This is a genomic window from Campylobacter concisus, assembly GCF_002914195.1.
GTDB classification, from domain to species: domain Bacteria; phylum Campylobacterota; class Campylobacteria; order Campylobacterales; family Campylobacteraceae; genus Campylobacter_A; species Campylobacter_A concisus_M.
On record NZ_PPAU01000090.1, the window covers coordinates 142,306 to 154,617 of the forward strand.

At 34.3% G+C, this 12,312-nt stretch carries 9 protein-coding genes, 1 tRNA gene and 1 pseudogene; 4 read left to right on the top strand and 7 right to left on the bottom strand.

The features are described 5' to 3' along the window. Positions 1–92 precede the first annotated feature (92 nt). The 5 genes and pseudogenes from CYP28_RS02940 to CYP28_RS10295 form a co-directional block, all read right to left on the bottom strand. Positions 93–1,181, bottom strand: coding sequence for an acyltransferase family protein (locus CYP28_RS02940; RefSeq protein WP_103593022.1), 1,089 nt, complete (start codon positions 1,179–1,181; stop codon positions 93–95). A gap of 317 nt (positions 1,182–1,498) precedes the next feature. Then, positions 1,499–1,771 carry a helix-turn-helix domain-containing protein gene (locus CYP28_RS02945; RefSeq protein WP_087576737.1) on the bottom strand — a complete coding sequence of 91 codons (273 nt, stop codon included), beginning with the start codon at positions 1,769–1,771 and terminating at the stop codon, positions 1,499–1,501. Continuing rightward, positions 1,758–2,096: a type II toxin-antitoxin system RelE/ParE family toxin gene (locus tag CYP28_RS02950; RefSeq protein WP_242047003.1), complete on the bottom strand. Its 339-nt coding sequence runs from the start codon at positions 2,094–2,096 to the stop codon at positions 1,758–1,760. The genes CYP28_RS02945 and CYP28_RS02950 overlap by 14 nt, the downstream gene beginning before the upstream one ends. A gap of 90 nt (positions 2,097–2,186) precedes the next feature. Continuing rightward, a pseudogene (locus tag CYP28_RS10290) lies at positions 2,187–2,543 on the bottom strand (tyrosine-type recombinase/integrase); the annotation flags it as partial. 99 nt (positions 2,544–2,642) lie between these two features. Then, on the bottom strand, positions 2,643–3,245 hold the full coding sequence (locus CYP28_RS10295; protein ID WP_180997952.1) for a phage integrase SAM-like domain-containing protein: 603 nt from the start codon (positions 3,243–3,245) through the stop codon (positions 2,643–2,645). 392 nt (positions 3,246–3,637) lie between these two features. Here CYP28_RS10295 and CYP28_RS02960 point away from each other — a divergent pair, with 392 nt between their 5' ends. From CYP28_RS02960 to CYP28_RS02975, 4 genes are read left to right on the top strand one after another with little or no spacing between them, the layout of a single operon-like run. After that, positions 3,638–6,334: a DEAD/DEAH box helicase family protein gene (locus tag CYP28_RS02960; RefSeq protein ID WP_103593024.1), complete on the top strand. Its 2,697-nt coding sequence runs from the start codon at positions 3,638–3,640 to the stop codon at positions 6,332–6,334. Between the two features lie 20 nt (positions 6,335–6,354). Then, on the top strand, positions 6,355–8,724 hold the full coding sequence (locus tag CYP28_RS02965; protein ID WP_103593025.1) for an AAA family ATPase: 2,370 nt from the start codon (positions 6,355–6,357) through the stop codon (positions 8,722–8,724). Further along, positions 8,708–9,916: a restriction endonuclease subunit S gene (locus CYP28_RS02970; protein ID WP_103593026.1), complete on the top strand. Its 1,209-nt coding sequence runs from the start codon at positions 8,708–8,710 to the stop codon at positions 9,914–9,916. The genes CYP28_RS02965 and CYP28_RS02970 overlap by 17 nt, the downstream gene beginning before the upstream one ends. Continuing rightward, complete coding sequence (locus CYP28_RS02975) at positions 9,909–11,342, top strand: type I restriction-modification system subunit M (protein ID WP_103593027.1); 1,434 nt, start codon at positions 9,909–9,911, stop codon at positions 11,340–11,342. Before CYP28_RS02970 ends, CYP28_RS02975 begins: the two co-directional genes overlap by 8 nt. Positions 11,343–11,554: 212 nt before the next feature. Here CYP28_RS02975 and CYP28_RS02980 read toward each other — a convergent pair. Continuing rightward, positions 11,555–11,631: transfer RNA gene (locus CYP28_RS02980), tRNA-Ile, on the bottom strand. Positions 11,632–11,755: 124 nt separating this feature from the next. Beyond that, positions 11,756–12,274, bottom strand: coding sequence for an inorganic diphosphatase (gene ppa, locus CYP28_RS02985; protein WP_103593028.1), 519 nt, complete (start codon positions 12,272–12,274; stop codon positions 11,756–11,758). Positions 12,275–12,312: the final 38 nt, after the last annotated feature.

A 12,312-nucleotide genomic window follows, 5' to 3' on the forward strand; every position in this document is an offset into this window, starting at 1 on the left:
CATAGTAATTTAGCCCTTTGCAAGCTAGGTTCGAAAAGTATATCAATAATAATTTCAAACACTATGGTAAAACATAAAAAATATAATTATTATTAGCTATAATGCTTCTTTGTATAATTGCGCCCATATTTTCTTATTGGCTCTTCTATTATTTTATAAAAAATTTCTGTCACAAATATTGTAAGTACGATACTAATTAATGAACGCCATATAGGGGTATTGTATGGAGTATCATATAAAAAAGCAAACGATGCTCTAAAATATATGGTATGGGCCAAATATAAACAAAAAGATCTAGTGCCAACCCAATCTAAAAATCCAGAGATTATGTAATAAGATAAAATATAGCCCTTGTTTTGTATAGCTAGAAATACCAAAAAGCTAGATGAAAGTAGCGATGTAACAATAAAAGTATGATGGGAATTTAACAACCTACATACAACAAATAAAATAAAAATTAATGCTATGGTTGCAAGATTATAAAAAACTTTTCCACCTAACTTTGATAGATAGAAATTCGTTTTATCTACATTCCTATCAAATATCAAATATAAAAGTATGCCAGCAATTATACCTTCTGCTCTTATTATACTAAAAAGCTCAAAAGGCAATACAAATACAACGCAATATAATGTGATAAGTAATAAAATAATTCTTAATTTTATATTGGTAAATAAAATTAAGAAAAATGGGAATATGATATAAAATTGCTCTTCGACTGATAAAGTCCAATAAACACCAAATATGCTTTTGCCATGGTCATAATAGGTATTGTAGAAATTAAAAATATTTAGAGCCGCCGCCGCCCCCCCCCTTATGTTATACTCCATATAGCCAAAAACATTTGATTTATTTAAAAATGCAGTGCAAAGCAAGGTTATGATGATCCATAAAACAGCCATAGGAGTTATTCTTGTTAGTCTTTTTATAAAAAACGATATAATGACATTTTTTATACTCTTTGATTCAAACTTTGCCTTGTCAATACTTTTTATAAGTGTTTTGCTTATAACAAAACCAGATATAACAAAAAATAGCATGACGCCATTTTCGCCCATAGTGTATTGTCTTATATCGGGATACCAAGAAACTTGATTAAAAAATAATATATCTATATGTGCCCATATTACCATAAGTACAGCAACGGCTCGAAGTCGATCAATCTCTAAATTTCTACCCATGTTTATTTTATAACTTTTAAAAATATTTTAAATTTTGAATTATATATTTATTTTTGTTAAATGTTGTTTAAGAGTATTAAGAATAACTTAAAATATAAATTTATAAATTTTCATTGTTGTTTAGTGGTATTGCCCTTTACTGACTTGTAAATTTACTATATTTAGCTAAAATACAATTTTAATCATCAATGTTATAAGAGCCTTATTTTTCCAAATCTTAACTATCGTATCCGCAAGAACCCTGTCTTGAGAATCGACAAAGCTTAATATTTTTTCTCCTGTATTGACTTGAGTATTTGCTAGATAATTAATCTTACTTACACTATCGCCACTCTTTTACCGCAAGCTTTTATGTAGTTAAAGAATGTTTTATACTTGATATTATACGCCCCGCTTTCTATTCTAGCTACGGCTGATTGGGTTATACCCATCCTTTTAGCTACCTCGCTTTGAGTTAGCCCAGCTTCGCTTCTGGCGTCTATTAAAGCTTCTATGGCTTTATATTCGTCCTCTAACGCATCGTATTGCGCTTTAAATTCCGGATTTTTTAGCTCTTCTTTTAAAACTTCTCTAAAATTAACGGTTCCCATCTTTAAACTCCCTTAATCTTTGTTCCGCCAAATTTAGTATGCTTTTTGGCGTTTTTTGCGTTTTTTTGACAAAAGTTAGCAGGATTATTATCCTTTTGCCGATTTCATAACAATATATGCTTTTAGCTATACCTTCATCCGACTTTATACGTATCTCAAATAGTCCGTCATTTAGGCTTTTGGTGTACGGCTCCCCTAAGGTATTACCCCTAGCCTCTAAGAGCTCGAACATTTTATAACCTCTTTGCCTGAGACCGGTCGGCAGCTCCAAGAACTCATCTTTTATGGCTTCGTTTGCAAATTTTACGCTCCGCATCGTAACCATTTTATGCGACTAAGTCTTATTGTGCCATATATGATATAAAATGCAGTTTGTTTTATATGCTTATTGCTGAATAAACGACTTGATATAAACCTACTCATACAACGTCTCCACCATCTCCCTTCCGCTATCGGGCATTAGTTTAGCGTATCTTAGAGCATGATTGATATCGGAGTGATTCATCAGCTTTTTTATCGTTAGTATCGGAGTGCCTTTTATGGCGAGATGCGAAGCGAACGTATGCCTAAGCGTATGAATAACTACTCTATTGGTTGCGTCGCTTATATCTAAATTTTGATTAAAGAGCTTATTTAATAACGGCTGCAAGACGTTTTGGATAGTGGCTTTGGGTTTATTTACTAAAAAGTCGTTCGGGGATAGGGCGGTATAAATTTGATTTATCATTTCTAACGCCCTTTTGCTTAAAAACCCTGTATACGTGCTCTTTGTCTTAAATCGCTCATGGTAACAGACTTAGTAGATAGCGACAAATCTTTTTTCTTGATATTTAAAATTCCTTCTACTCTAGCTCCCGTACATAAAGCAAGCTCAACAAACAGCCCTAGGGCGAAGTCTTTCTTGCCCGCTACTTCTTTGCGTAAAAGTTCTATCTCGATAAGCTCCAAAAACCTTTCTCACTTGTTGTTTGGTTTTTTTTAGCTCTATTTTGTACGGGCTAATATGATCGATAAGGTCATTTTTTATAGCGTGATTAAAAATCGTCCTAACTATACCCATTATGGCATTTATGCGAGATTGCGATAATTTACGTTTGGTTTTAGGAGAGATGATTTGAGAGATATCCTTATGGTGCTCGCTTATCGTCTCGGGCGTTATCTGCGTCGTGGCTAGACCGCCTAACTTATCCTTATGGTAAATTTCATAATCTCGCCTTTGCTCTTTTATATTGATGGCGTTATCAGGTTCTTTTTCTAGTTTAAAATTAAAAAAGGCGTCTGCGATCTCATCAAATTTAAGCGAGTTTTTGTTATTCTTGGCAGCTATTTTCTTGGATATGCTATCGGGAAGCTCTCCGTTTCTTTGCTTTGCGTCGAATTCTTTCTTTTTGTTATATGCGTAGGTTATATTTACACCTTCGGATTTCGATCCGATTTTGACGTTTGCCTTTTTACCCTCAAGTGTAACTCTCATATAAAAAACTACGTCGCCGCTAGCTAGATTATTAAAGAAAATTCCCGGGTATTTATTTGACTCCGAATGATGAGTTGTAATTTTTAAGTTTTCCTGCCATAATACCCCCTAAATTTGTTCCCTATTTGTTCCCAAAATTTATAAAAATGCATGATATTCTAGTGTAACTTAGAGTATACTTAAGCTATTAAATGGCGTATTTTAGGGATTTATAGAATATTTTGGAGTGTTTAAGAATTATATATTTTTGAACCCAGCATCCGGAGCCATTTATTACCATATTTTTAAAAGTCCTAACACATATAGAATACTCTTAAAATAGCAATACAATGTATAAAAAATTAGGAATGCTTTGGATATAATTACCTTATTTTTAAACAAGAAGTTGTCAAATGAATCCCGAAGATATTGCAAGAGTAGATATTGATGAGTTGCTTATAAGTGCTGGTTTTGTTATCCAAGACATGAGCGAATTTGATAGGACTGCGGCTCTTGGAGTAGCTGTTCGTGAATTTGTGATGAAAGATGGAAACAAGGCTGATTATTTGATTTTTGTAGATGGCAAAGCTTGCGGCGTTATAGAGGCTAAAAAGAGCGGGATCTCTCTAAGCGGTATAGAAAATCAATCAAATTTATATGCAAACAACCTACCAAATAGCGTCAGATATCACACGCTTCCCTTGCCATTTATCTATGAGAGTAATGCAAAAGAGATTTATTTTACGGATTTGCGCGATGAGACTTCGCGCTCAAGGCGAGTTTTTGCGTTTCATAAGCCCGAATTTTTGAATAGTCTTTTGCAAGTTAGCGATACTCTGAGAAATAGTTTTAAAAATTTACCAGCACTTTCAAGGGCAAATTTAAGAGATTGCCAGTTTGAGGCGATCGCTTCAGTGGAAAGTTCTCTTAAAGAGCTAAAGCCCAGATCACTTGTGCAAATGGCAACTGGCGCAGGCAAAACATACACTGCTTGTAATTTTATCTACCGACTTATCAAATTTGCAGGCGCAAAAAGAGTTTTGTTTTTAGTGGATAGAAATAATCTTGGCAAACAGACAAAAAAAGAATTTGAAAATTTCCATCTAAACGATGAAAATCGCAAATTTAGCGAAGTCTATATAGTTCAGCATTTAAGCTCAAATAGTGTCGACAAAGACGCAAAAGTAGTTATTACCACCATCCAAAGGCTATACTCTATACTTCAAGGCGAGGCCGAATATAGCGAAATAGACGAGGAAATTTCGGCCTTTGAAACCAAGCCTTTAAAATTAAAAGAGATTGTCTATAACCCAAAGCTCCCGATCGAAACGTTTGATTTTATCGTAGTTGATGAGTGTCACAGGAGTATTTATGGCGAGTGGCGACAGGTTCTGGAGTATTTTGATGCATTTTTGATAGGACTAACCGCCACGCCATCAAAGCAGACGCTAGGCTATTTTAATAAAAATTTAGTCTCGTATTATCCACTTGAGCGATCGATCGCCGATGGGATAAATGTTGATTGCGAAATTTTTAGGATAAGAACAAAAATAGGCGAAAACGGAAGCGTTATAGAGGCAGGAGAAACGCCTGTAATGGATAAAAGAACAAGAGAGCAAAGATACGAAAGCCTAGACGAAGATATGGAATACTCTTCAAAAGAGCTTGACTACTCGGTTTTATCGCCAAATCAGATCATAACCATTTTAGAGTGCTATAAAAACGCCATTTTTACTCAGCTATTCCCCAACCGCAAGCCAAATTTCGTCCCAAAAACTCTGATATTTGCCAAAGACGACAATCACGCAGAAAATATCACAAGATACGCAAGAGAAGTTTTTGGCGAAGGAAATGAGTTTTGCAAAAAGATAACCTACAATATCGGCAACCAAGACCCGGAAAGCCTAATAAAAGCTTTTAAAGTAGATCCGAAATTTCGCATAGCCGTAACCGTCGATATGATAGCTACAGGCACGGACATAAAAGCGCTTGAAGTTATAATTTTTATGCGCGATGTAAAATCGTCAATTTACTATGAGCAGATGAAAGGACGCGGCGTTAGGACCATAAATCCAAACGACTTGCAAACCATCACTCCAAATGCTACTTCAAAGGATAAATTTTACATCATAGACGCGGTCGGTGTTACCGAGAGTAAAAAGAGCCTTTCCGCTCCGCTTGAAAGAAAAAAGAGCTTAAGCCTTAAAAAGCTTTTAGAAAACGTCGCAAAAGGCGATATAAGCGATGATACTCTCTCAAGCCTAGCGGGCAGAATCGTGCGAATAGAAGCAAACGCGGATAAAGATGATCTAGATCGTATCAAAGCCCTAATCGACGGCAAAACCCTATCAAACATAGCCAACGAAATTTTAGACACTCTAGATCCTGATAAAATTTGCAGTAAAAGTGACGATGAGATAACGGCTCTTAAAGATAGCGCCGTAAAGCCGTTTAATTCGCCCTCTTTACGGACACTTTTGGTTGATATTAGCGCAAAATCAAAAATATATATCGACTTAGTATCGACAGATGAAGTGCTAATCGCGGAATTTAGCATAGAAAAAGCAAACAAGCTAATAGCAAATTTCAAGGATTTTATAGATACTCACAAGGATGAGCTAGACGCCCTTAGCATCATCTACAGCGCGAGCTACAAGCGCGCACCGCTCACATATGCGCTAATCAAAGAGCTAGATAACGCGCTAAAAAGTTCGCTTTTATACCCTGAGCAAATTTGGGAGGCATTTTTTGTGGTGCAAAAAGAGAGAGTAAAAGTAAAAAAGGTGAGTATTACCGAGTGCTTAACAAATTTAATCCAGCTTGTAAAATTTGCTATCGGCAAAGACGCGGAGCTAGTCGAATTTAGCTCGGTTGCAAACGCACGTTTTGAGCTTTGGCTTGGCAGGCAAAAAAAGCGCGGTTTGGAATTTAGTACCGAACAGCTTGAGTTTTTGCGTCTTATTAAAGATTTTATCGTTACCAACTCTTGCCTAAACGCAAATGATATACAGGAGTTTTTAGGCGATAGGGGCGGAATTTGTAGGGCAAAAGAGCTGTTTGATGGCTTTGAAAATTTGCTTGATGAGCTAAATTTAGCGATAGTGGCGTAAAAGTAAAGAGAGGATTTTAAATGATTAATAAGATTAAAAGCATAAATTGTGCTTCTTATAAAAATTACACATGGGAAGATGGTTTAGAAAATTTTAAAAATATAAATATATTTTATGGACACAACGGCGCAGGTAAGACCATGCTATCTAGAATAATGCGCTGTTTTGAGCAAAAAGAGCTAAATCAAGATTATGAAAATATGGCCTTTGAGATAGAATTTGATGGCAAGAAATTTAGCCAAGATGATATACAAAGCGCAAATTTACCGCTTGTTGTCTATAACAAAGATTTTATCAACGATAATTTAAGATTTTTAATCAACGGCAAAAAAGACGGAAATATAAAATCGTTTTCGAGTGTAATTATAAACAAAGATAATAGCAAAATTTTTGAGGAAATCGAAAAATTGCAAAATAAGCTAGGAGAAATTAGCAATGAAGAACAAGGTGTTGTAGCTAGCGGTCTGTATGGCGATAAAGAAAGAATAGAAAAAACCATAAGACAAAAAGAGAAAGAGAAACAAGGTAAAGATCAAGATGATAAATTAAGGAATAAAGCAAGTGAGATAAAGAATGATAAAGCCATAAGTGAAATCAATTATAACCTTACAAAAATAAGACAAGATATAGAAAAGATAAAAGATAATCTAGAAGAACATATTTTAACTCCAGAAATAGAAAATCAATGTAGGAATAGTTTAAAAGATGAAGTAAAAGAAGAATTACTGATAAATTTTACTTTTAACGAGGATGAATTTAGCGATATATTAATAGGCTCAAAAGAACTTATAGAGCAAAAATTCGTGCCAAAAGAATATATTGAAACAAATCTAAGAAAATGGCTAAACGAAGGCTTAGATTTACACGAGCATGACACAGAATCGCAACAAGAGTGCAAATTTTGCAAAAATAAATTGTCAAAAGAGCGACTAGAATGGTTAATAGATAATTTAAAAGATAGCGGTATAGACAAAAATAGTAATGATATAAATTTAAAATTAGAAAAACTATCAAAGATTAGAAGCAGACATCAAAGTTTCTTAAATATTACAAATAAACTCGAAACTAGCAATTTTTATACTGATTATAAAGATGAATGTGAAAAATTAAAGACTGAATTCTCAAATACTATTAGTAATTATTTTGGAGAAATATTTGAACTTGGAAGGTTGTTACAAACAAAACGAGATAATCCATATGACAATATTAGTTTTAAAAATTTTCAAAATCACTCCCAAAAAATGAGTGAGATGTTAGAAAAAACCTATGATTTAATGAATAAAAATAATGATAAAACGAAAAATTTAGAAACAACAAAAAAGGAAACTAGTGAAAAAATAAAATTTCATATAATCGCAAAATTTATAAAAGAAATAAACTATTTAGAGAATTTAAGAGATATTGAGCAAATAGATACTGACATTAATTCTTTTAAAGTAAATTTAACAATAAAAGAACAAGAAATAGAAGAATATGAAAATAAGATCAAAGAGCTAAGAAACTCTATGAGCAACGAACAAGCTAGTGCCGATAAGATAAATGAATATCTTAAATCGCATTTTGGTAATAATGTTTTGGAATTTAGAGCCGTAGAGGAAAACAGAGCCGAATTCAAAATTTATCGAAACGGCGCAGAGGCTGATAATCTAAGCGAAGGCGAGTGTAGTTTGGTGGGATTTTGTTACTTTATGGCAAAACTACAAAATGCAGATAAAAAGTCTGTCGCATGGATAGACGATCCAATTTCTAGCCTTGATTCAAACCACATATTTTTTATTTTCTCGCTTATTGATAGTGAGCTTTTTGAAAATAAAGATTTAAAATTTAACCAGCTTTTTATTTCGACGCACAATCTAGATTTTTTAAAATACTTAAAAAAATTAAAGTCAGTGTCAAGCAATAAGAGAAGTTTATATATTATAGAAAAAAATGAAAATAGCAGCCAGATAAAAGATATGCCGAAATTTTTAAAAAATTATACGACCGAATTTAACTACTTGTTTGAGCAAATTTATAATCATAAAAATATAGGTGAAATAACAGATGAAGATATAAAAACCACGTTAGTTTATAATTTCGGCAATAATTTAAGAAAGTTTTTAGAAATTTATCTATTTTTTAAATATCCCACAGAAAAATCATTTGGAACGGAAGTTATAGAGAAATTTTTTAAATCCGAGAGCGACAAAACGATTCAAATTTCAATAAATAGATATGCAAACGAATTTTCGCATTTAAGAGAAATTTTAGAACGTGGAATGAAACCACTCGATATCCCAGAAAGTAAGAAAATAGCCGAATTTGTTTTAAAAACTATAAAGCTAAAAGATCCAGAGCAATTTAAAGCGTTATGCGAAAGCATAGGAAAAAGCGATGAATTATCCGAATAAAATCCCAAAACATTGGCAGGTTAAAAAGCTTGGGGAAATTTGCGAGATTTTAGATAATAAGCGAAAGCCGATTAATTCTAGCGAAAGAGAGATGAGGTTGAATTTATCAACGCAAAGATTTCCTTATTTTGGAGCAACTGGACAGGTTGGCTTTATAGATGATTATATTTTTGATTTTGAAGCTATTTTACTAGGCGAAGATGGTGCGCCGTTTTTAGACTCTTTTAAAAAGAAAGCATATATAGTAAGTGGAAAATATTGGGTAAATAATCATGCTCACATTTTAAAAGCAATAAACGGGATTTCGACCAATCATTTTGTATGCTATTTTTTAAATTCTATTAATTATGCACCATATGTTTCTGGAACAACTAGATTGAAATTAAATCAAGAAAGTATGAAAAATATTGAAATTCTGTTGCCGCCATTGGATGAGCAGAATTTGATTGTGAAAAATATTGAGAGTTGTTTTAAAAAGATTGATTTTGCTATTTCAAATTTTAAAAAATCAAAAGAACTTATTGAAATTTATAAACAATCCGTCCTTTCCCACGCCTTTAACGGCAAACTCACAAACTCAAATTTAAACTCGTGGCAGGTTAAAAAGCTGTGCGACAATTCAGATATTATGACTGGCTCAACTCCGCCAAAAAATGAACCCAAATTTTACGGAAATGAATATCCCTTTTTTAAGCCTACTGACTTAAATGATGGATATCTTGTAAAATTTGCAAGAGATAATTTATCTGAAGCTGGTAAGCAAATTTCAAGACAATTACCGCCCAAAAGTGTCTTAGTGACCTGCATAGGAGCTACTATTGGTAAAACTGGCTTAATAAGAGTTGAGGGGAGTTGTAATCAGCAAATAAATGCTATTGTGCCAAAAGAAAATTTACTTCCAGAATATGTTTATTTTTATGTAATATCGGCACAATTTCAAAATTTAATACTTGAAAATGCAAGTTCAACGACTCTGCCAATTTTAAACAAAAGTAAATTTGAAGCGTTACCAATCCTCCTTCCTCCACTATCCGAACAAAATTTAATCGTCGCCCAAATAGAAAAATGCTTCAAAGCAGCGGATAACGCTCTAAATTTAATAGAACAAAATCTAAAAAAAGCCGAAATTTTAAAGCAAAGCATTTTAAGCAAGGCATTTAACGGCGAGTTAATAAAGGATAAAAATGAGTGAAAACAACTTAATAAATAAAGTTTGGAATTACGCGAGTGTGTTAAGAGATAGCGGCGTTACCTATACGGATTATGTTTCTCAGCTTACCTATCTGATATTTTTGAAAATGGACGATGAGAAGGTTAAAAATCTAGGAGCAAATTCAAAAATCCCGCAAAACTGCTCGTGGGAGTATCTAAATTCTCTTGATGGCGAAAGGCTAGAGAGCGCATATACAAACGCCCTTGCCTTGCTTTCTAAAATGGACGGAATCATCGGCACGATATATCAAAAGGCACAAAACAAGATAAATGAACCCGCCAAGCTAAAAAGAATAGTAAGCATGATAAACGATGAAACGTGGCTTGGGCTAAATGTAGATGTAAAAGGCGCGATATATGAAGGCTTGCTCCAAAAAAATGCGACCGAGAGCAAGAGCGGTGCGGGGCAGTATTTCACGCCAAGAGCGCTCATAGATACGATAGTAGCTGTGATGAGACCTAGCATCGATGAGAGCGTGTGTGATCCGGCGTGCGGGACGGGCGGGTTTTTGCTAGCGGCTTATGAATATATGAAGAAACAGAGCAAAGATAGAGAAAAACTAGCAAATTTAAAACAAAATTTACTAAACGGAACTGACATAACACCGCTTGTGGTAAGCCTTTGCGCTATGAATTTATATCTGCACGACATAGGCACGGAGCAAAGCCCGGTAAAAGTCGGAGACTCGCTGCTTAGCCTGGGCGATAAAAGATATGATATGGTGCTTACAAATCCGCCATTTGGCAAAAAGTCTTCAACCAAGATAATGGATAGCGATGGCGGCGTGAGTGTGGAAAGAGATAGCTATGAAAGAGATGATTTTATAGTAAGCTCGTCGAATAAACAGATAAATTTCTTGCAACATATAATGAGCGTACTAAAAATAGGCGGGCGAGCGGCCGTAGTGCTACCTGATAACGTACTTTTTGAAGGCGGAGCGGGCGAGAGAGTAAGGCAAAGGCTGCTTGGCAATTTTAGGCTACATACGATACTTAGGCTTCCGACGGGGATATTTTATGCGCAAGGCGTTAAGGCTAATGTGCTGTTTTTTGATAAGGTGCATATTGGCAGCGACGAATACGCTACGAAAGAAATTTGGATATATGATTTTCGCACAAATCAAAATTTCACGCTTGTTACAAATCCTTTAAAGCGAAGTGATTTAGAGGATTTTACCAAATGCTACAACGCCGAGAATATAGCCAAGCGCAAAGAGAGCGAGAAATTTAAGAAATTTAGTATCGATAAAATTTTATCGCGAGATAAGATAAATCTTGATATCACGTGGCTAAAAGATGAGTCACTACAAGAGCTAGAAAATTTGCCTGAGCCAAAGGTTATCTTGAGTGAGATTATGAAAAATTTACAAAACGCTATAAATGAGCTTGGCAAAGTGGATGTGTAGGATGGTGAGTGTATTTTACTAGCATTTTGTCAATGCAAATAGCTTTTTGTAAAAATAGGCACTATAAAATTTAGTTTTATATTTAAACTATGTGAAGATAAGAAATATAAAAATAAAAGCTAGCTCTGTAAATAAAATTATGAATATCTATTTTGAATAAAACTTTAAAAATATATTGATTAAAAATTGATTTTAAGTGTTTTTAATGTAAATGGTGGGTTCACCAGGACTCGAACCTGGGACCATCCGGTTATGAGCCGGATGCTCTAACCAACTGAGCTATGAACCCACAGTTGAAAGAAAATCGTATTATACAAGAAAAAGCTTATCTAAATATAAAAAATTGCCTTTTTAGTATAGCGCATAAAAAGAACAAATTTTAAAGTAAAAGCCCTAAAAATAGGGCTTATAAATTATTTATAATTTTTTATTGCAGTGTCTAAAATCTCTTTTGCAGCATCTGCGTCTTTAAATTCTTTGACTTTAACCCATTTGTTAGGCTCAAGAATTTTATAAGTTTCAAAGAAATTTTTAATCTTATTTAGTGTCGCAGTTGGCAAGTCTTCGTAGCTTTTTATCGCCTCATATCTTGGATCGATCTTTGTAACTGGCACAGCCAAAATCTTCTCGTCCATACCTGCTTCATCTTCCATCACCAAAACGCCTATCAATCGGCAAGGGATTACGCTGCCAGCTTGGAGTGGATACTCGTTTAGCACCAAAATATCAGCTGGATCGCCATCGGCTGCAAGTGTATTTGGCACAAAGCCGTAGTTTGCTGGGTAGAACATCGCTGAGTAAAGCACGCGATCAACCACGACTGCGCCGCTATCTTTATCGATCTCGTATTTGATATTTGAACCATAAGGTATTTCGATTACGGCATTGATTTTGTCTGGGTTTGAGCCAAATTTGATCTTTGAAACGTCCATATATTCATCCTTTGTGTTAGAAATTTTCGTGATTTTAG